Source organism: Lentzea jiangxiensis, assembly GCF_900104175.1.
GTDB lineage: Bacteria > Actinomycetota > Actinomycetes > Mycobacteriales > Pseudonocardiaceae > Lentzea > Lentzea jiangxiensis.
In genome coordinates this window covers 1-19,544 of sequence record NZ_FNIX01000022.1, presented here as the reverse complement: position 1 = coordinate 19,544, position 19,544 = coordinate 1, and the positions used below count along the sequence as shown (strand labels likewise).

General features: G+C 67.2%; 20 protein-coding genes and 2 pseudogenes. 13 read left to right on the top strand and 9 right to left on the bottom strand.

What is annotated here, in order from left to right:
• Positions 1-336 precede the first annotated feature (336 nt).
• Both BLQ91_RS34560 and BLQ91_RS34555 read left to right on the top strand, forming a co-directional pair.
• Positions 337-588 (top strand): hypothetical protein, encoded by a 252-nt coding sequence (locus BLQ91_RS34560; protein ID WP_143022964.1) that lies wholly within the window; start codon positions 337-339, stop codon positions 586-588.
• A gap of 1,173 nt (positions 589-1,761) precedes the next feature.
• A complete protein-coding gene (locus BLQ91_RS34555) occupies positions 1,762-2,235 on the top strand; it encodes an STAS domain-containing protein (RefSeq protein WP_090103916.1) in 474 nt (157 codons plus the stop codon).
• Here the strand turns inward: BLQ91_RS34555 and BLQ91_RS34550 are convergent.
• The 5 genes and pseudogenes from BLQ91_RS34550 to BLQ91_RS34535 all read right to left on the bottom strand — a co-directional run bounded on the left by BLQ91_RS34550 (position 2,182) and on the right by BLQ91_RS34535 (position 5,582).
• Positions 2,182-2,601 carry a hypothetical protein gene (locus BLQ91_RS34550; RefSeq protein WP_090103914.1) on the bottom strand — a complete coding sequence of 140 codons (420 nt, stop codon included), beginning with the start codon at positions 2,599-2,601 and terminating at the stop codon, positions 2,182-2,184. The genes BLQ91_RS34555 and BLQ91_RS34550 overlap by 54 nt on opposite strands.
• 345 nt (positions 2,602-2,946) lie before the next feature.
• Positions 2,947-3,078: pseudogene (locus BLQ91_RS43895) on the bottom strand (hypothetical protein); the annotation flags it as partial.
• Positions 3,079-3,185: 107 nt separating this feature from the next.
• Positions 3,186-4,013 carry a GAF and ANTAR domain-containing protein gene (locus tag BLQ91_RS34545; protein ID WP_245734093.1) on the bottom strand — a complete coding sequence of 276 codons (828 nt, stop codon included), beginning with the start codon at positions 4,011-4,013 and terminating at the stop codon, positions 3,186-3,188.
• Positions 4,014-4,026: 13 nt separating this feature from the next.
• Complete coding sequence (locus BLQ91_RS34540; protein ID WP_245734091.1) at positions 4,027-4,704, bottom strand: GAF and ANTAR domain-containing protein; 678 nt, start codon at positions 4,702-4,704, stop codon at positions 4,027-4,029.
• A gap of 650 nt (positions 4,705-5,354) precedes the next feature.
• Positions 5,355-5,582 (bottom strand): DUF2188 domain-containing protein, encoded by a 228-nt coding sequence (locus BLQ91_RS34535; RefSeq protein WP_090103907.1) that lies wholly within the window; start codon positions 5,580-5,582, stop codon positions 5,355-5,357.
• A gap of 835 nt (positions 5,583-6,417) precedes the next feature.
• On the opposite strand from BLQ91_RS34535, the gene BLQ91_RS34530 reads away from it, so the two are divergent.
• Positions 6,418-7,470 (top strand): hypothetical protein, encoded by a 1,053-nt coding sequence (locus BLQ91_RS34530; protein ID WP_143022963.1) that lies wholly within the window; start codon positions 6,418-6,420, stop codon positions 7,468-7,470.
• Between the two features lie 65 nt (positions 7,471-7,535).
• Positions 7,536-7,718 (top strand): hypothetical protein, encoded by a 183-nt coding sequence (locus BLQ91_RS40710; protein ID WP_143022962.1) that lies wholly within the window; start codon positions 7,536-7,538, stop codon positions 7,716-7,718.
• Here the strand turns inward: BLQ91_RS40710 and BLQ91_RS40705 are convergent.
• Positions 7,696-7,956, bottom strand: coding sequence for a hypothetical protein (locus BLQ91_RS40705; RefSeq protein ID WP_143022961.1), 261 nt, complete (start codon positions 7,954-7,956; stop codon positions 7,696-7,698). The two genes, BLQ91_RS40710 and BLQ91_RS40705, sit on opposite strands and share 23 nt — an antisense overlap.
• 63 nt (positions 7,957-8,019) lie before the next feature.
• On the opposite strand from BLQ91_RS40705, the gene BLQ91_RS43495 reads away from it, so the two are divergent.
• The 5 genes and pseudogenes from BLQ91_RS43495 to BLQ91_RS43890 all read left to right on the top strand — a co-directional run.
• Complete coding sequence (locus BLQ91_RS43495) at positions 8,020-9,345, top strand: hypothetical protein (RefSeq protein WP_176960110.1); 1,326 nt, start codon at positions 8,020-8,022, stop codon at positions 9,343-9,345.
• A gap of 482 nt (positions 9,346-9,827) precedes the next feature.
• Complete coding sequence (locus tag BLQ91_RS34515) at positions 9,828-10,040, top strand: hypothetical protein (protein WP_090103901.1); 213 nt, start codon at positions 9,828-9,830, stop codon at positions 10,038-10,040.
• Positions 10,041-10,322: 282 nt separating this feature from the next.
• Entirely contained in the window at positions 10,323-10,754 is a 432-nt protein-coding gene (locus tag BLQ91_RS34505; RefSeq protein WP_176960109.1) for a hypothetical protein, read from the top strand.
• A complete protein-coding gene (locus BLQ91_RS34500) occupies positions 10,751-11,497 on the top strand; it encodes a GAF and ANTAR domain-containing protein (protein WP_245734087.1) in 747 nt (248 codons plus the stop codon). Before BLQ91_RS34505 ends, BLQ91_RS34500 begins: the two co-directional genes overlap by 4 nt.
• Before the next feature lie 370 nt (positions 11,498-11,867).
• Positions 11,868-11,951, top strand: a pseudogene (locus tag BLQ91_RS43890) (hypothetical protein); the annotation flags it as partial.
• A 458-nt stretch (positions 11,952-12,409) separates the two neighbouring features.
• Here BLQ91_RS43890 and BLQ91_RS34490 read toward each other — a convergent pair.
• The gene (locus BLQ91_RS34490; RefSeq protein ID WP_090103893.1) at positions 12,410-13,159 is read right to left on the bottom strand and encodes a calcium-binding protein; all 750 of its coding nucleotides are present in this window, start codon (positions 13,157-13,159) and stop codon (positions 12,410-12,412) included.
• 558 nt (positions 13,160-13,717) lie between these two features.
• On the opposite strand from BLQ91_RS34490, the gene BLQ91_RS34485 reads away from it, so the two are divergent.
• Positions 13,718-14,029, top strand: a complete 312-nt coding sequence (locus tag BLQ91_RS34485) for an integrase (RefSeq protein WP_218130513.1) — start codon at positions 13,718-13,720, stop codon at positions 14,027-14,029.
• Between the two features lie 633 nt (positions 14,030-14,662).
• On the opposite strand, the gene BLQ91_RS34475 is transcribed toward BLQ91_RS34485, so the two are convergent.
• Positions 14,663-15,538, bottom strand: coding sequence for a helix-turn-helix transcriptional regulator (locus BLQ91_RS34475; RefSeq protein ID WP_090104042.1), 876 nt, complete (start codon positions 15,536-15,538; stop codon positions 14,663-14,665).
• 102 nt (positions 15,539-15,640) lie between these two features.
• On the opposite strand from BLQ91_RS34475, the gene BLQ91_RS34470 reads away from it, so the two are divergent.
• The 3 genes from BLQ91_RS34470 to BLQ91_RS34460 all read left to right on the top strand — a co-directional run bounded on the left by BLQ91_RS34470 (position 15,641) and on the right by BLQ91_RS34460 (position 18,813).
• On the top strand, positions 15,641-16,918 hold the full coding sequence (locus BLQ91_RS34470) for a multidrug effflux MFS transporter (RefSeq protein WP_090103889.1): 1,278 nt from the start codon (positions 15,641-15,643) through the stop codon (positions 16,916-16,918).
• 68 nt (positions 16,919-16,986) lie between these two features.
• A complete protein-coding gene (locus BLQ91_RS34465; RefSeq protein WP_218130512.1) occupies positions 16,987-18,090 on the top strand; it encodes an alpha/beta hydrolase in 1,104 nt (367 codons plus the stop codon).
• 165 nt (positions 18,091-18,255) lie between these two features.
• Positions 18,256-18,813: a cyclophilin-like fold protein gene (locus BLQ91_RS34460; protein ID WP_218130511.1), complete on the top strand. Its 558-nt coding sequence runs from the start codon at positions 18,256-18,258 to the stop codon at positions 18,811-18,813.
• Positions 18,814-18,994: 181 nt separating this feature from the next.
• Here BLQ91_RS34460 and BLQ91_RS34455 read toward each other — a convergent pair.
• The coding region (locus BLQ91_RS34455; protein ID WP_143022960.1) for an IS3 family transposase at positions 18,995-19,544 on the bottom strand (550 nt) is incomplete at its 5' end.

Genomic DNA, 19,544 nt, shown 5'->3' with positions numbered 1-19,544 from the left:
TGCTCTGCCCGGCTCCCCGGACGGTGCGGCATCGTGGCGTTCGAGGTCCGGCTGTTGTCGAAGCGGTGGAACCGCTCGGCGCTCTCGGCTCGCTGTGGAAATGCCATTTGCGCCCCTGTCGATACTTTGGGTATGTGGACGGGAACCCGTATCTGCATCTGCTGGGCCGTCTATCCGCAGTGATGGCAATCGCGGCTTTCGTTCCTTTCTTCTGCCGCGGATCGCTACTTCGAGCCGAAGGTATCAGTAGCTTCAGTGTTGACTGAAACTTGATACCGGTGGTATTCCCACCGTGTGCAGAGCACAACTGCATACACCCTGGCTCCGGGATCTCCGGTGCTCGCGTCGAATCCCGGAGCGGTTTATTTGAGGGAGGGCCTTCTTCAGGACGCCATCAACGGCTGGCTCGGGCACCTGTTCGACCGGAAGAACCGGGACCGTACCGTCGCGGCGCTGATGGATCCACAAGAACCGGTGATCGAGGCCAGTCGTGCTTCCGCGAAGAAGAGGCTCACTGACGCGGAAGCCAAGTCGACGAGGTTCCAGAACGCCGTCATGGCCGGCGTCGATCCGGCAGTGTTGGTCTAGGTGATCAACGACGCGCAGGCCGAGAGGCTCGCGGCACGGGCTGTCTTGGACAACGTTCAGGCACCGGTCGAGCGGGGGACATCGCCGAGATCTATGCGGCGATCGACTCCATCGGAGATGTCAGTGCGGCGCTGAGAGGCCACGCCCCGACGATTCATGCGCTGTTGAATAGCTCGAACATGGTGTAGAGGGCCAGTTGACACGATCTAATCTTCGTCACTAGGTCCTGCTGACTGGGCCCAAGAAATTTCGCGGCGACCTGTTGGGCACACGCCGATCTGGAGTCAGGACCATCTGCGGCAAGCGCTGCGTGAGTACGAACGGCACTACAACGAGCACGGAACCTGCCGATCACTTGCTGGCGTGGCACCACAAGTATCGCCATGCTCCTTGACCTGCATCGACGTAGTTTTTGACGCGCACACCGTAGCGGTCTGGTCGGTGGCGCCGCGGTGGATGAGCTGGGATCACGGATGAACTTCTCCGGGTGTGCGGTGTGGACGTACCGCGCGGAGGCGTCGACGCCGAGTCCGAACACGCGCATCGGCTGAACTGGATTGGCTGCGTGTGCCGCCTCGTCCAGGATCCGGTCTACGCGAAGTTGGCGGGCGCTGATGCCGAGCAGCCTGAATGGCGCGGTGAGACGGGGCGGCGAGGAGTCGTTCGCTGCTGCCACCGTGAGGCCGCTGAACTCGATCACGTAGTCGACGCATGGTGTGAGCAGCACGAGGAGAACCCCGAAGCACGTCTCCAACGACGACTTCCGCCCGATCGGGCAGCCTCTCCGTCGAGTCGAGGACCGGCAGACGCGCCGCCAAGGCCACGTTCAACCGAGGACACCCAGCAGTGCCGCACCTGCCTGGCGACGCCGAGCAGCACCGAGAGCGTCGCCGCGAGCAGTACGACTGTGTCCGCCACGGCGGCGGCGCCCGCCTTGGACCGTCTTTCGATCCGAGCCGGCCTCTTGCCGGTCGTTCGCCGGTTCTTTGATTCCTCAACGCCACTCCTGAGCCGCGTATGCCGCCGACTGTCCACAATGGATTGCAAAGGATCTTCCCATGTGAACGGATGACGCAGTGTTCGCAGAGCCTTCGCGTCAGCCGCTCATGGGTGTAGCGTTGCGAGCACGTGCCCTGGACCCTGGCGTGGCGTCAGCCGACGAGGGAAGGTTCCATGGAGCGAATCGATATCACCACGACCTTCGACCCGCGGCACGCTCAGGTGAGCCGGTGCCCTGCCGAAGTCTTCGTCGTCACCACGCGGACCGCACCATCCGGAGCGGTCGTGGTCGCCGTGCGCGGCGAGGTGGACATGGCGACCTGCATGGTGGTGCGCGATCAGATCACCGAGCAACTGCGGTTCACCGACCACCTGGTCCTCGACCTCTCCGAGGTGGCCTTCTTCTGCGCGGCCGGTATCACTGTTCTGGTCGTCGTGGGGAAGGCGGCGCAGCTGACGGGTGCCGACCTGTGCGTGGTGGCGCGTACGCGCCAGGTGCGGCTACCCCTGATGATCACCGGGTTGTCAGGTGTTCTGGACCTCCACCTCGACGTCGGCGAGGCGCTGGAGTGCCGGTCCGCCGGTCGGCAGGCGTCACCAGCGTGGCCGCGGCTTGCTGACCCTGGCCAGCCCGGTGACCTCGGGTGACCGCTCGTTGACCAGCCGGGCGACGTCGGACAGCAGCTTGCCGGTGTTGCGGGCGTAGTTCCGCATCAGCGACAAGGCATCCGCGACACGGTTCGACAGGGCGGTCTGGAGCTGCTCGACGACCGACTGGTTCCGCGCGGTCGCGCGCGCCTGGAAAAGGCCGATCGTGGCGACGTTCGCGAAAGACCGCGCCAGTGCCGCGGCCTCGGCGGGCAGTGCACCGGGCGAGGTCCGGAACAGGTTGAGCGAACCGATCACCTCGTCTCGCAGGCGCATCGGCACCGCGTCGACGGCGGTGAACCCGAGCTCGACCGCCGCGGCGGTGAAACGTGGCAGCGTTGTGGCAGCGCACGCAGATCGGGACAACGCACCGTCTGTCCTGAAAGGAAGCACTGGGTTCAGCGCGGGAAGGGTGGTGGCGGGGTCGGTCGCCAGTGGTCGCCAGCCGCCGGGGAACTGGCCGTCGGACAGGCGTCCGGCGTCCTCGTCACCCGCAGGCCGCGTGGTGTGGTCAATTCGACACTGGTGCTGATCGGGCCCGAGATCATCTCGGTGCTCCCGCCTCCGTCCGGGCCAGCCGGGCGGGGTTGCTCACCACTCCGCAGGGGCACCTGGCTCGGTCGGCGATGCACGAGGTCCCCTCGGAACGCTCACTCTACGCCCACGACCGGTGTGCGCCGATCGCATCGGGGTGAAGGACTCACGACTGCGTCACCGGCCCCGCACGAGTTCGAACGCGTTTCTCAGCCCGGCGATCTGCGCACCGCCAGGGCGTCGCCGCGTGTAGACGTCCACCTGGTGGCCGAGCGCGGCCAACGCGGATGCGAGTCCCGTCAGGTGCGAGTTCTGACCACCCGCGCAGGGCTCGTTCTACCCACGACAACGCCGTGCGATCGTCCGCGTCAGGAAGCGGGGCACAGGCGCGGAGCTGTGCACGTCCAGTGGTCGGGTCACACGTCAGCAGGACCAAGCCGCGGCACGAGCAGGTCCTGAGGGCGCAGCTCTCCGACGACGAGTTCACGGGCTACTTCAGCCAGACGACGACCGTTGTTGCGCGCATAGCTCCGTAGCGCGTGGAATGCCTGCTCCATCTCGAGATTGCCGGCGAACGCCAGCACGCCCTTGGCCTGTTCAATGACGACCCGGCTGTTCAGCGCGGTCTGCAGCTGCTCTGTGACGACCTCGCTGCGCCGGATGGCACGTTCCTGCAGGATTCCGATCGTCGCCGTGTCCGCCAAGGCCCGCACGAGCAGCAGGTCTTCTTCGTTGAGCAGACCGGTTTCGCAGCGGAACAGGTTCAACGTGCCGATGGTCTCGCGCCGCAGCCTCATCGGTACCGCGTGCACAGAGGCGAATCCCTCCGAGATGGCGAGCGGCGCAAACCGCGGCCAGCGCTGGATCTTCGTCGACAGGTCTGCGACCAGCACCGCCTCACCACTGCGCACGCAGTCCAGGCACGGGCCTTCACTCGCTTGGAGCTGGAACAGTTCGAGCATCTGGGCCTTGGCTGACGAGTAGGCCATCACCCGCAAGCCACCGCGCTGGTCTGACAACATCAAGCCGCCCGCCGTCGCGTTCAGCAGGTGGACGCAGTGCTCGACCAGCCCGTGCAGCACGTCCACCACGTCGTAGTCGTCCACAAGCGTGTCCGCCAATTCGACGAACGCGTGGAGCAACCGAGATTCCCGCTCTGTTCTGGTCAGTGCGGCACCGCTCATCACCAGCTCCTGTTCTTCTTCGTCCGACGGTAGTGCTGCCAGGACCCGATCGCCATCCACGTCTCGTACACGTTCACTTGCCCAGTTCCAGGGGAGACAGCCGGTGGCTGATGATGTCCTTGGCCACTTCGTCCAGTGACTGGTCCACGACGAAGGCATATCCACGCAGTCTGGACAGCGCTTCCTCCGCGGAGATGTCCAAGGCGGCGAGGACCATGCCGGTCGCCTGGTGCACCTGCTCCCGCCCTGGCGACAGAACGCCCTGCAATCCGTCGGTGCCGTCCGTCTCCCCCAGAAGCACCCCGAGCATCACCACGGCCACGACGTCGACCACCTCCAGCGCCACGGCGAGCTCATCTGCCGACAACCACCCGGGTCGCCGCCGGTAGAGGTCGATCGCGCCGATGCTGATCGCGCCCGCCTGCAGGGGAAACGCGAAGATCGCGCCGATGGGCAGTTGTTTGATGGTCGCCGCGAAGATCGGCCACTGCTGGGCCGATGCCTGAGCCATGTCGGGGACCAGCACGGGCCTGCGAGTCGCGAACGCCTCGAAGCACGGACCCTCACCCAGGCTGAACTGGACACCCTCGATCTGCGCTGCGACCTCGTCGCTGGCGTACAACGTCTCCCGCTCCCGTGGACCGCTCATCGCCGAGACCGAGGCGCCGTCCACCGGCAGCACGTCCACGCACGCGCGAATCACCCGCGCCAGCGCGTCGAGTTTGCTCTCGTTGTCGCGAAGCGCGGCCAAGACCGTCGCTCGGGCGTCACTCAGCGACACGTCAGGTCGATCAGGTTCGTACACCTGTGGTCACACCGCCGGACAACGGCGGGTTCATTGACATCTGGCACCGGATTCCTCCACCACGTCGACAGCTCCAGCCGCTGCTGGACGTAGCGAGGTCTAGGCCCACGTCTTGCGTGACCGCGTCAGGATCAATACGACCAGCTTAGGGTGTGCGCCCGCCGAGCGCCGTTCGGGCTTCGCCAACGGATTCCGGCAACCGCAACAGTCGTCGGACTCCACAGCAAACGACTTCCTCTTCGGGACCCAGCCCACCTCACCAGTCCACATTGGACAAAATCAGTCGAAATGCTTCTCCGCCTGGCAGTCATCCGACTGCGACGCCCGCGCGGACTCAACGGCCGGCAGCTTCGAGGACGACCGCACGGTCGGAACGTCAACGCGGCCTCCACGAGAGTTCGCCACCCCATGTTTCTGGAAACGCGCGCGTCGTGGTGTCGCCCGCCCGCACATGGTTCGCGAGAGCAGTGAAGTGCCTCATTGAGCGCGGCCACCCGTGTGTCGATGAACAGGTGTGTTCGGGGTTACCGCCGAGGAACAGTCCCACGCGGTGGGTGGGCTGCGGTTCTGGCTGCGCCCACCGCGCTGCCAAGAGGTCAGCGGGAGAGGGTGTGCGGGTCGCGGCCGCGAGGGTAGACGTCGTGCTCGCTGATCGTGCCGTCGCGGTCGCGGACGATGTGGTCCACTGCGTGCACGATGGCCATCTCGCGGCCGTTCGTGCGCGCGTCCTCCTTGGTCCGGTGCGTACTGGAGGCGAGGTCGTTCCCGTCCACCTTGTTCTTCCACCGGCCGTCTTCGAAGTACGTCTCGATGTCACCACGCATGGGCTCGCTCCCGTCGGGTCGTGCGGGTCGAGTACCCCAGACGCTGACCGCCACACCGCCTCTCGTCCGCTGATTCGGCACCACCAGGCCGATCTGGTGCACCGCTCGGATCAACACGGCCTCGCCGGGCCGCGGGCTGCAGGATGCTGACGGTGCGGAGCGTTGCCGCTACCAACGCGAGCTGGGTGGAGCGTTCCGAGGCGGTGTCCACGACTCGGCGTTCGATTTCATTGCGGCGCAGGACGTCGGCGAGCAGGCCGGGCAGATCTCGTCGCCGGGCCGGCCCGACCAGTCCTCGTCGCGCAACGTGACGGACGGGACGCCACACACATCCTGGCGGCGCTCGCAGCACGCGGCGATGGAGAGTCCTTCGCACGAGCCGCTGACACGGAGCTCTTCCAGCGATTCCCGGATGCCAACAGCGCGTACCTGCTGTACGCGCACGCGGTACGGGTGCCGTCTCCGCTCGGCTTTCTCGGTGCGAACCGCTACCGGCCCAGTCGCAGACCGGCTGACCTCGGAACGGCGCAGATTCGGTGATCTTCCAGTGCCGCCGCCCACGTCGCAGGAGAGGTGGCTGAAGATCGCGAAGTCACGTGATTTTCGGCAGTACGCCGCTCGAACATTCCTGCGTCGGACCCGTCGGCGGGCGTCCTGAACGCACCAGTTCACATCCACGCTGAGCCGAGGTTCTTCCGCGTCACGGATCACGCGACAGGCAGCTGAAATCCTGCGCTACTCGTGAAACCGAGACTGCGTGAACGGACGATCAGAGGTACGACGGAGTAGCCATTTGGGGGATTGCGGTATCGAACACCCTCAGTGAGGGGGTAGGTTGAACGTCGTTACCCCGGACCTCGGTGACGTGACCTGTTCCACGACAATAGTGGACGCAGACCACGGGCCGAGGTTTTCGCATGAACGGCCCGATGCGCAGACCTTTCTGGCCAGGTGTCCTGTCCGCAGTACGCCTCGGTTTACCGCTGGTGCCTCCGTGCCGCGCGGTCATCGCCGATTTGCTTCAAGAAACGAACTCGTCATGCAACGCATCCGCACCACCCTTCATGCCATGATCGGGGCCACCGTCGTGGCTGCCGGTCTGGTCGCCCTTTCCCCCGTGGCACATGCCGTCACCATTCCGGTGGCGTGCAGCGAGAGCGCTTTGGTCGCGGCGGTGAACCAGGCCAACGGCACCGCCGCCTCGGACACGCTCGTGCTGGCGGGCGGCTGCACCTATCAGTTGACCTCCGCTCACGGTGGCCCGACCACCGGACTGCCGGTGATCACGACCCCGATCCAGTTGATCGGCCCGGCAGTCATCACCCGCTCCTCCGCACTGCCGTTCCGGATCGCCGAAGTCAGCTCGACCGGCAGTCTGACCCTGACCACCTCGGTCGTGTTCACCAACGGCAGTGCCATCGGTGACGGCGGCGGCATACTCAACCGGGGCGCGGTCACCCTCACCGGCAGCAGCCTCGTCGGGAACGTGGCCACGCTCAACGGTGGTGGCCTGGCCAACGCCGACACCGCCTCGGGTGCCGCGCCCGCCGCGACCTTGACCAGGAGCAACGTCACCGGCAACACCGCGCTGCTGCGCGGTGGCGGCATTTACAACGGCCTGCGCGGCACGTTGAGCACCACAGGTGTGTCCGGTAGCCCGCTGTTCATCCTCGACAACACCGGCTCCGAAGGCGGTGGTGTCGCCGCCGTCAACTCCACCGCGACCACCATGACCCAAACCGCTGTCACGGCCAACGCCGCGGTGCGGACGGCCGGTGGTGTCCACCGCCTCGGCGGCACCATGACCACGACCAACTCACCCATCACCGCCAACACCCCCAACAACTGCGTCGGCAGCGTTCCGGCAGTGCCCGGCTGCACCGGCTGACCACCGCGCGGGCGAACCGCACACGACCCAGTAAATGCTCCACTCACCCCCAAGGAGATCTCGTCATGGGAATCATCATCATCGGCGGCCTGATCGACTCCGTCGTCGGCATCGTCAACGGCGCCGTGGCCGGCATCCTCGGTGCCGCTGGCGCGCTCCTCCCATCATCTGATATCGGAGCCCGACCTGAACGACCCCCACCAGGCCTTTGCTGGCTGGTGGGGGTCATGCCGTTTGCAGGTGATTAAAGCAGTGTGAAAACCTCTGCGAACGGGTGTTGCTCAATTTGCGGAATGCATTTTGCCGTCCATGTGCGAAGCCCTCGCCGGTGGCGGCGTCGGTGAGGCTTGACCGCATATGGGTGATCGGCCGCTCTTTTTGTTGCCAGCGGTGTCGAATGCGCGCAAGCTTGGTCGTATCGAGGGGTTGGTTGGTACCGGTGCCCTCATCTTCCGGCATCGGACAATGGCTCCAGACCCCGGTCATCACACCACCTCGCAGGTCCGTGGCGTCAGCTGCGGATTCCTCTTCAAGGGTGGAAGGTTGATCATGAGATCGACAGCACGCATCAGCACGGCAGGCCGGGCCGGCCGGGCCCTCATCGCCTTGGGCACCGCGGCGGGTTTCTCCCTCCTGGTTCCCGCGCAGGCGTTGGCGCTCCCGCCGGGATGCACCCAGAGCGGCGCGAACTTCACCTGCACCGCCGGGATCCCCGCCGGTCAAGTGCTGACCGGGACCACGGGCAACAACATCATCACCATCACCGGCGGTGCCGTGAACGGCACGGTGAACAGCCTTGCCGGTGACGACACCATCAGGGTCACCGGCGTCGCCGGTACGACGGGCACCAACGGCCCGGCAGGCGCCAACGGCAATGCCGGCACTCCTGCGGGAAATGCCGGCGGCAACGGCGGAGCCGGCAATGCCGGCGGCAACGGTGTGGGGGCCACCGGTGTCATCGACGCCGGCGCGGGCACCGACAGAATCGTCGTCATCGGCGGTGCCGGGGGCAACGGGGGCAACGGCGGCCAGGGCGGGGCCGGCTTCGCCTCCGGTGCCGGTGGGGCTGGAGGCAATGGCGGTGTCGGCGGGATCGGTGGTGCCGGTAACGCCGGGAACGTCACCGGTGGCGCCGGCAGCGACACCGTCACCCTCACCGCGGGCAGGGGCGGCAACGGCGGCCTCGGCGGCCTCGGCGGTAACAGCGGCCTCGTCGCCGGTGGCGCGGGCGCAGGGGGCATCGGTGGCGCGGGCGCGGCCGGTGGCGTCGGGAACTCCGGAACCTTCTCCGCCGACCTCGTCGACGCCGGTCTGGACAGCGTGACCGCCAACGGCGGTGCCGGTGGTACCGGTGCGGCCGGTGGTGTGGGTGGCTGCGGTCACGGCGGTGGCGCCGGGGGTGTGGGCGGTGCCGGTGGCGCAGGTGGGATCGGGAACTCCGGGACCATCAGCGGCGGTGCCGGTGCCGACACGCTCAAGGCCAACGGCGGACTCGGTGGCAACGGTGGCGTCGGCGGCAAGGGCGGCAACGGCCTGGCGGCCGTTCAGCCCGGTGGCGCCGGGGGTGTGGGCGGTGCCGGTGGCGCAGGCGGGATCGGGAACTCCGGCACCCTCACCGGCGGAACCGGTGTCGACACCATCACCGGCACTGGCGGCAAGGGCGGCAACGGTGCCGGCGGCGGCAACGGTGGCACCGGCTGCAGCGGCCCCGGCGGTCCCGGGGGCCTCGGCGGTGCCGCGGGTGCCGGCGGTCCCGGGAACTCCGGAACCATCAACGACGGACTCGACACCATCACCACCCCGTCGGGCGCCAGCGGCCTCGCGGGCGGCAACGGCGTCGCCGGGATCGACAACGGCGGCATCTGCACCTGCTGACCGGCGGTGTGGGCGGGCAGCGGCAACACCGGCTGCAACGGTGTTGCCGCTGCCGTCGGCGATCCGGAGAAGCCGAAGCTGCCAGCGACTCCGTCCACAACCCGTCATCGTGGCTGACACCGCTCACGTCCACGTCTTGGGCGCCTTGTCTTCTCGACGTGACCGGCCACCCCTCTGCCGATGCGTTTCACGGCGTTCTCGGAGCGGCCCAGGACGGGAACACCCGACCCTCGCCTCGTTCGGTGGCTTCATGCGGTGAGGAGCTCGGCTATGTTCGGCAGTAGTCGGTTCTCACCGACGAATGCAGCCCCTCGCGGAGTCGGCGGCCTGCCAGCCGCCGAGCCTCGGGGGTGTGACCGTCCCGGACCCCAGCGGCAACCAAGGCGGCGATGCGCGTCTCGACGCGATCCGCAGACGGGTGGGGGAGGGGCGGTTGATGCTCGACGTGTCAGCCGCTGAGCACGTGCGGCGCAGGCTGTTGCGTGGCGCTGGGTGAACTGCACAACCTCGCCGGCTGGGCGTGCTTCGACACCGGTCTGGCCGATAGCACCCGCGTGCACTTCGCCCAGGCGCTCGTGCTCACCGGGTGGAGCCGGCACAACGGCCTGGTGGCCATTCCCGTGGCTCGACGGCCGAGGCGGTGGGCGGTGGGTGTGAAGGCTGGGTTCGTCCTGGATCACTACGGCGAGGAGTGACCGGAATGGCACGAATCGGCATCTCGACACACTCGCGGTGATCAACGAGATCGCCATGCCCGACCACGAGCCCGTCGACGTTCGCCATGTGCGCCTTGCCTGCCGGACCGGTCTCGACGCGGCCGGTGTCGCTGTCTACCTGCTCGGTACCGCGCAACCGCTCGAAGTCGTCGGAGCTGTCGGTGACGACATCGCCGAGCTCCAGGCGGCGGTGGGTGAGGGGCCTGTGTCGGAGGCTCTGAGGCAGAACCGACCGGTGTTCGCACCCGATCTGACGGACGGGTGGAGCGCGCAGCGCTGGCCCGTGTTCGCCTCGGCCGCGGCCACCGCAGGAGTGCGGCGATCTTCGTGTTCCCCCTGACACCGGGCGCGATCGCACTGGACGCCTTGGAGATCTGCCGGGATGTCGACGGCCCGCTGCCGGCGGATGCGCTCGCGGACACGGCGACGGCACTGTTGCTCGGCCGGTCCGCGGTGCCGGCGGCGCGGGTCGGCGGCGACCTGTGGGCCACCGAGCCGGAACGTCGCTGGGGCGTGGTGCACCGGGCCACCGGAATGGTGTCGGTGCAGCTCGACATCGATCTCGGTGCGGCATTCCTGAGATCGCGAGCGCCCGCGTCTGTCACCGGCCTGATTCTGTCGGAGGTGGCGGCCGACGTGGTCGCGCGCAGACTGAGATTCACCCCGGACCCCGACCCTGAGGAACAGAGGTGAGTCACGTGTTGGACCGGCGGATCACTGAGACCTTCGTCGAGCTGGCGGACACGCTCGTGCTGCGGTTCGACGCCATCGACTTCCTGCACACCCTAACCGGACGCTGCGTCGAGCTGCTCGAGGTGGACGCGGTCGGCATCCTGCTGGCCGACCAGCGCGGTGCGCTGAACCTGGTGGCCGCGTCCACCGAACAGGCCCGCATGCTGGAACTGTTCCAGCTGCAGGACGAGGAAGGCCCCTGCCTGGACTGCTTCCACACCGGACAGCCCGTGGCGTGCGCCGACCTGGAGCAGGAGCCGCAGCGCTGGCCCCGGTTCACGGTCGCGGCGCGCGAACTGGGGTTCTCGGCCGTCCACGCGCTGCCTATGCGGCTGCGCGAGCAGATCGTCGGCGCGCTGAACCTGTTCCGGATCTCGCCCTGCGCCATCCCGCAGGACGCGGTGGAGCTGGCCCAGTCCTTCGCCAACGTCGCGACGATCAGCATCCTCCAGGTGCGGGCGCTGCGGCACAGCGAGATGGTCACCGAGCAACTGCAGAACGCACTCAACAGCCGCATCGTCATCGAGCAGGCGAAAGGCATCCTGACCGAGCGCCTGCGGGTCGATGTCGCGGACGCGTTCTCCCTGATGCGCACCCACGCCCGCAACAGCAACCAGCTCCTGTCGGAGGTTGCGCAGCAGGTCGTGTCGCGATCACCGGAGATCACCGAGCTGATCAGGGACCGCAGGACCCGACGCCCGTGAAAGCGGGCGCACAGTCCACCGGCGTAAGTGCGACGTAGCCGAAAGCACTTCGCGCGCCGGAAGCCGGAGGCGCTGTCCTCGGTGTTCCCCGGAAACGGTCGCCGTATGGCCGGACGGGAGTGAATGGACACGATGCCGAGCCAGTCTTGTGGTCGTGCTGGCGCTCGGCGGCATGCCCAACCGTTGACCGTGCTCGTCGCGTCATTTCCGGCGACCGAACTCGGTTGAGGAGTCACACTCGCGAAGCGCACCGACCTTCACCCGGCACGACGCCCACCTGGAAGGCACCTACAACGAGGTCTGCTCTTCGACCGGCCAGGACGCGGACGGACTGCGGGCGTAGTTCCGGCAGTTTTCGTTCCCCGGCGGTATTCCCACCCACGTCGCGCCCGAGACACCCGGTCTCATCCATGGGGTGGCGAGCTCGGCTACGTCCTGGTGCACGCCCGCGGTGCGGCGTTCGACGACCTGGACCTGCTGGTGCTGTGGGTTGTGGGGGGACGGGGAAGGAGAACCGGCCCGCTGGGGCAAGCCGGCATTCGAACGGGCTGTCCTCCTGAGACCGGCAGAGCAGACTCGCGGAGCTCGGACCGGAACGAATGCCGCCCAGCCCGGGCCCGGACCGGGTTGTGCGGCTGCTGGGGCAGCCGCACAACCCGCTGGTCCTGGTCCTTCGCAACCGTTCTGCTCGCCGCCGCACTCCGCGAGACCATCGACGCCTTTGTCGGGTTCGCCGTCATCGGGTCGATGCGATCATCGGCTTTCTGCTGTCACGGTCAACGGAGCACGGCGATCGAGAGCTGCATCCGCTCGGGTAGCGCACGTGGCTCATCGAAAAGCGGATTGCTACCTGATTCTGCTCGTACGATCGTGCACGCATCACTCAGCCGAAGCTGCGCGACGAGCACAGAATCAACTCGTCAGGCGGGTGGCTTGTGGCGTGCTCGGCAGGAGGCAGGTGTAGCTCAGGGGGAGCAGGCTGACGAACGTTCCTCCGGCTCCGGTGCAGATGCTGCGGGCTTCCTGGGCGCGGCGGTTGGCGGGGTTGAGGGGGTTGAACAGGCAGACGTAGCCCACCGGGTTCACGGTGAGGGTGAGCACGCCGCCGGTCGCGATGCACAGCTCGGTCGCGTTGCCCGTGCCCGAGCCCGGTCCCGATCCCGGCGGGGTGCTCGTGTTCTCGCAGCTCGCGTGGATGTCGGGGTCCGGTGCGGGTCCCTGGCAGTTGTCGGTGCCGAGGCCGCCGTCAAGGCTGTCCTGGCTGCCGTCGTTGGAGGCGCCGATGAGCGTGTCGTTCCCGGCGCTTCCCGAGATGGTGTCGATGCCCAGACCGCCGGTGAGGGTGTCGTCGCCCGTGCCGCCGGTGAGGGTGTCGTTCCCGTCGCCACCGTTGATCGTGTCGTTGAAGTCTGAGCCGGTGATGGTGTCGTTGCCGCCGTTGCCGTTGATCGTCTTGGCGGGGTTCGTGCCGCCGCAGTCGATCGTGTCGTTGCCGGGACTTCCGGTCACGACCGTGTCGGTTTGGGTCACGCCGGCGCTCACGACGCAGTTGACGGCGGCATGGGCGGTCGATGGGGCTACCGACCACAAGGCCGGGACCGCGAGTACTCCGGCCACCGCGGCGACGATCACCCGGCGGATCTGACTCTGTTGAATCTTCATGTCATCATTCCCGAACAGAATTGTTCATAGTCGCACGGCGCGGACGCGCCAGCGGGAGATACAAGAGCCGCACACGGGAAACCTCGCCAAAGGGTGCCGTGCGGCGAATCGGTCACCAAAAAACCTCGGCTCGTGTACTGTGTCCGCGAGGTCGCGGAGCAAGTCACGTCACCGAGGTCCGGGGTAACAACACACAATCTACCACTTCACCTGTGGTGGCGATACCCGCAGTCTTCCAAATTGTCATATCGTAATGATTTTTAACATCGACACCGCCGCGTGACGGCTGTTCAAGTCCATGTGAACCGCATATTTCCACTTCTCTTGGAATTTATGTCGTCTCATAATTTTTGTGAATAGCCGAGGAAGATCTCCGGATGTGCGTTCTTGATATTGGCTTCGCTGTGGATCCGCTTGCTGGATTTCAGGCAGTTGTCTCCGTGGTGCGTGACTGGTCATGCCACGTGGGACATGGCGGGTGTGGGGTGCCGGAACTCCGCACTCGTACGCTGAGCTGCGGTGATCAGGTTCTGTGGTCCTGCGGACATGATCGCGGGCGTGGCGCTGCGACTGTTGTGCTTCGTCTTTGTCCAGCTGCGTGGTTGGCTGTTTCTGCTCGGTCGGTCTTCGGCGGCCAAGGACGTCGAGTCGCTGGTGTTGCGGCACGAAGTCGCGGTGTTGCGTCGAGGTCGGCGTCGTCCGCGGTTGGATTGGGCTGATCGTGCGGTGTCGGCCGCGTTGGTGCAGCGGTTACCGGTGTGGCTGCGAGAGCACCGGTTGGTGCCCGGACACCGTGCTGCGTGGCGTCGGCGCCTGGTCGCCAAGAAGTGGACCCTGCCCGAACCGGACTGGGCGACCGCGGGTCGATGAGACGCGGCGAGCATGCTGGCGTGCGGCTTCTTATGACGCTTGACGATCGTGCGAACGACTTTCGATTCCTGGTTCGTGATGGGGCGGGCCAGTTCGCGGCGTCGTTTGATTCTGTTCTCGGTGACGCCGCCATCGACGTCGTGAAGATTCCGCCGCGATGTCCGCGGGCCTACACCGGCGAAATCGGCTCATCTTCGTCGTAGATCGCGTCCTCGGCTCCGTCGAACTCCTGGAACCACACGCATCGGCGGGAGATCCACTTCAGCGACTGTCCAGCTCGGACGCGGGCTCACTGCCTGCCGTGTCCACGGCAGACCGAAAGCACCACTGCATTCGGATAACCCGCTCGCCACCCGCCAACCGGGTCACCATCAAGACGTGTACCCGCAGTACCCCCTGGGGCTTGTCCTCGGTACGTACCGTCGGTGCCGCGGACAACAGTCGAGAGGTCCGCGAGCTACTCACCTCGCGGCGGGCGAAGATCACCCCCCGAGCAGGCAGGGAAGCCTTCCGGTTCCCTCGGCCTCCGTCACCTCGGCGTCCGTCCCCACGTCGTTGTCAGGCAGCAGCATCGCGCCGTGCTTGCATCCGGATCCTGTGGGCATCCGCCATCGGCGCGGTCGTGCGCGGTACTCAACGTTCGGGCGATGACAAGGTGCTGGTCTCGGTGGCTGCCCAGGAAGCGAGCAGCGACAGCGCCTGGGCGGTCGGCGAATCGGGTTCGGCGGTGTAGATCGTCATGACGAGGTCCGGCTCGGCCCGCAGTTCCATGCTCTCGTACGCCAGTTCGAGGTCCCCGACGACGTGGTGGTGAAAGGTTTTCATGCCGGTGCCGTGGATGCGGACGTTGTGAGCGCCCCAGCGGCGGCGGAACTCGTCGCTGCGGGTGGACAGCTCGCCCACGAGGTCGTGCAGGCCTTTGTCGTGCGGATCGACGCCGGCGGCGGTGCGCAGATTCGCCACGAGCATGTCGGCGGCGAGGTTCCAGTTCGGGTAGAACCGGCGCGCGAGGGGCTCGAGGAAAGTGAACCGGCCGAAGTTCGGTACACCGGCTGAGTCGGTGTAGACGTCGCTGTACATCGCGCGGCCGAGCAGGTTCGCGGCGAGCAGGTCCTGGCGCAGGTTCACCACGATCGCCGGGGCGGTGACGCTGTCGAGCGACCATTGCAGGCTGGGCCGGATCGTGCGTTGTTTCGGCTTGCGGGTCGGGCGCAACAGCGCGCCGCTGCCGTTGGCCTGCTGTGCCAGGCGCAGCAGGTGGGCGCGCTCGGCGTCGTCCAATTGCAAGGCGCGAGCCACGGCCTCCAGCACACCGGGGGAGACCCCCGCGAGCTGACCGCGCTCGAGTTTGGCGTAGTACTCCACGCTCATCCCGGCCAGCGAGGCCACCTCGGTGCGGCGCAGCCCAGGGACGCGGCGCTGCCCCGCGGTCGGAAGGCCGGCCTGCTCGGGCGTGACCTTGGCACGCCGCGACGTGAGGAAGTCGTGCACTTCGGCTCGGTTGTTCACGGTCTCGACCGTACGACGCATCCCGCCGAACTGGGATGTACTGCCGGTACACCTATGGCTGGTGTCTTCTTGGTGCCGCCCGCAGCGGGTTTGCTCAGACACATGCCCTCACTGATCTCCGCGCCGGCGTCGCCGGTCGACAGGGGCGTGTCCGGCCCGGTGCGTCGCCAGGCGCGGCTCACCGCCGGCCTGGTCGCCACCGTGATCTTCCTGACCGCGATCGCGCCGCTGGCCACCGACATGTACGTGCCGGCGTTCCCCCGCGTCGCGGGGGACCTGTCCGCGACGGCGACGCAGGTCCAGCTGACCCTGACCACCTTCTTCGTCGGCATGGCCCTCGGACAGCTCATCGGCGGCCCGGTGTCCGACCAGCACGGCCGGCGGCGGCTGCTGATCGCCTCCATCGTCGTCATGACGGCCGCCTCGATCGTGTGCGCCCTCACCCCCTCCATCGCGGTCATGATGGCGGGGCGCTTCCTGCAGGGCTTCGCCGGCGGCTGGGCCATGGTCATCGGCCGGGCCGTCATCGTCGACCTCGCCCGCGGCGCCCGGCTGGTGCGCATCCTGAACGTCATCGCGGCCGTCGGCGGCATCGCGCCGATCGTCGGGCCGCTGCTCGGCGCGGTCATCCTGCAGCTGTCGCACTGGCGAATGTCGTTCTGGGCCGTCGCGGCCATGGGCGTCGCGATGACCCTCGCCGTACTGGCGGCCGTACCGGAGACGCTGCCGGTCGAACACCGGCACGGCGGCGGCCTGCGAGCGTTCATGACCAACGGACGGCACGTGCTGCGCCAGCGCCGCTACATCGGATACGTACTGGTCAGCGGGTCAGCGATGGGTGCGGTGTTCGCCTACGTGGCGACCTCGGCGTTCGTGCTGCAATCGATGAACGGAATGTCTCCGGTCGCGTACTCGGCCGACTTCGCCGCCAACGCCGCCGGCATGACGATCGCCGCGCTGATCGCAGCCCGGCTCGCCGGACGCGTCGCGACACGCAAGGTCATCGCCGCCGGACAGGTCGCCGCCCTGCTCGCCGGCGTGGCGATGCTCGCCGGTGCGCTGTGGTGGGACACCCCGCTGCCGCTGGCCATCCTCTGCTTCGCCGTGCTCATGACCGCGCAAGGCCTCATCGGCCCCAACGGCGGCGCACTCGCCTCCGCGGAGGTACCCGAGCACCCCGGCACCGGCTCGGCGGTCCTCGGCTTCGTCCAGTGGACCGCCGCCGGCGTCATCGCCCCGATCGCCGGACTCGGCGGCGAGCACACCGCGGTGCCGATGGCCCTGCTGATGATCACATGCGTCGCGCTGTCCATGGTGGGCCTGCTCATCCTCGCCCGTCCGGCGAAAACGTCCCCCGCACCAACCGGCGCCGTCGGCTGAACAGCCACCGCTGCCACACCACCGACCGTCGTGCCTTTTCCCACCAATCGAATGTGAGGACCACTTTCATGGAACGCCGCAAAGCGCTCGGGCTGTTCGCTGCGACCGCCGCCTCCTTCACGGTTCTGCCCTCCCTCGGCGCGGGGACCAGCCTCGCCGAAGACGCCACAGGACAGGGCATGGGCGGCTACACCTTCGCGCTGGACAAGAACGTCAAGCGGACCTCGGTGCGGTTCAAGAACCGCTACGGCATCCAGGTCGCCGCAGACCTCTACGTGCCGAAGAACGCCAGGGGCAAGCTGCCGGCCCTGGTGGTCAGCGGACCGTTCGGCGCGGTCAAAGAACAGTCCTCGGGCCTCTACGCCAACGAGTTCGCCCGCCGCGGCTACGTCGCCCTCGCCTTCGACCCCTCCTACACCGGCGAGAGCGGCGGTGCGGTGCGCGATGTGGCCTCGCCCGACACCTACACCGAGGACTACAGCGCCGCCGTCGACTTCGTCGGCCTGCAGAAGATCGTCGACCGCGACCGGATCGGCCCGCAGGCCATCTGCGGCCTGAGCGGCATGGCACTCACCGCGGCGGCTGCGGACAGCCGCATCAAGGCCGTCGCCGCGACCTCGATGTACGACATGTCGCGCAGCATGTCCCGCGGACACCAGGACTACTACACCCGTGAGCAGCGCCAGAAGGTCGTGGACCACCTCAGCCGGCAGCGCTGGATCGACGCCGAGAACAGCACTTGCGCGCGGCTCTCCCACGAGGTCCCCTTCGACCAGAACGGCGACGTCGCCCCCTCTGGCACCGTCCTGCCCAAGACCCTCCCACCGGACGCCGACCCGATCACGAGGATCTTCTTCGACTACTACCGCACCGAACGCGGCTACCACCCGCGCTCGATCAACTCCACCACCGCCTGGACCGCCACTACGCCGATGTCGTTCTTCGCCTTCCCGCTGATGACCGACCTCGACATGCTGGCGCCCCGCAAGGCCCTTCTGGTGGCCGGTGCCGACGCGCACTCCCGCTACTACTCCGAGGACGTCCAGGCGATGGCCCCCGGCACCGTCGACCTCATGATCGTCCCGGGCGCGAACCACGTCGACCTCTACGACCGCAAGGACATCATCCCCTTCGACAGGCTCGACGAGTTCTTCACCACGAACCTCGCCTGACCGGCACGTGGCCCCCCGGCAGCCCGGGACCGGCATCGGCCTGCCGGGAGCCCATGGCGAAAAGCACCCCGGGCCTGCCGTCTGACAGCGCGGAACTTCGTTGCCATCAATGACAACCCGTCCGACACGTCGCCGCGAGCGGGCTCACCTCACATGGATAGGGAGATGCTCATGCCGGCCTCACGCGCGGTCGCCCGCGCAGTCCTGCTGACGGTCGCCGGAGTGACCGCTGCCGGTTGCGGTGGAACACCATCGACCTCATCCGGCAGCGCTCAGGACGCGGACCGCTCATCGACAGCCGCAGCGTCGCAGCCAGGCGGCACCTCCCGCGACGCGGACTCCTCTCCTCACCAGGAAGAGCAGATGAAGATGCAGATCACCATCGGCGACCAGCGCCTCCAGGCCACGATCTTCGACAGCGCCGCCGGCCGTGACCTCATCACCCAGCTACCCTTGACCATCGACATGGTCGATCACGGCTCGGTGGAGAAAACCGGACCACTGCCCGCGCCGCTGTCACGGGACGGCCAACCAGACGGCGCAGACCCCGACATCGGGGATGTCGGGTACTACGCACCCGGCAACGATCTCGTCTTCTACTACGGCGACCAGTCCTACTACTCCGGCATCGTGATCATCGGACGCCTGGACGGCGACGCCGCCAACCTCATCGCCGATCTGGATGGCGCCATCACAGCGACTGCCGAAGTCCACACCGGCTGAACCATCCTGCCCGCAACGGCAGGAGAAGCGATGAACGCCACCTACGACTTCCCCGAACAGGCCGCTGTTTACCGGCGCCATCGTCAACTGCTACTCACTCGGCGAGCTCGTCGGTCGGATCTGCTGCACGAGTGGGTGACAGTGGTGACCTGCCCCACCGGAAGGGTTCCAGTCGTTGTGGCTAACTGGCAGCGGTGATGGTGTCGTGGTCAGAGCGTAGTTCGTACTCGATTGGGGTGAGATAGCCGAGGGCGGAGTGCCGTCGGCGGCGGTTGTGGAAGATCTCGATGTAGTCGAAGATCGCGTTGGCCAGCTCCACGCGGGTCTTCCATCGTTGGCGGTTCAGTAGCTCGATCTGCATCGATGACCAGAAGGATTCCATCATCGCGTTGTCGAGGCCGTCGCCGACGCTTCCGAAGGACGGCAGCAGACCGGCTGAGCGGATCTTGTCGCCGAAGACCCAGGAGGTGAACTGGGTTCCGTGATCGGCGTGGACGATGCCGCCGGGCGCGGGGCGCCGGTTGCGAATGGCCATATCGAGCGCGTTGACGACCAGGGTTGAGTCCTGTGTGGAGTCAATCGACCAGCCCACGATCCGACGGCTAAACGCGTCCAGAACCGCGGCGCAGTAGAGCCATCCTTCTCTCGTCCTGTGTTGAGTGATGTCGGTGACCCACAGTTCGTTCGGTTTCAGCCGGTGGAACTTGCGGTTCACCAGGTCGCCGGCGGTG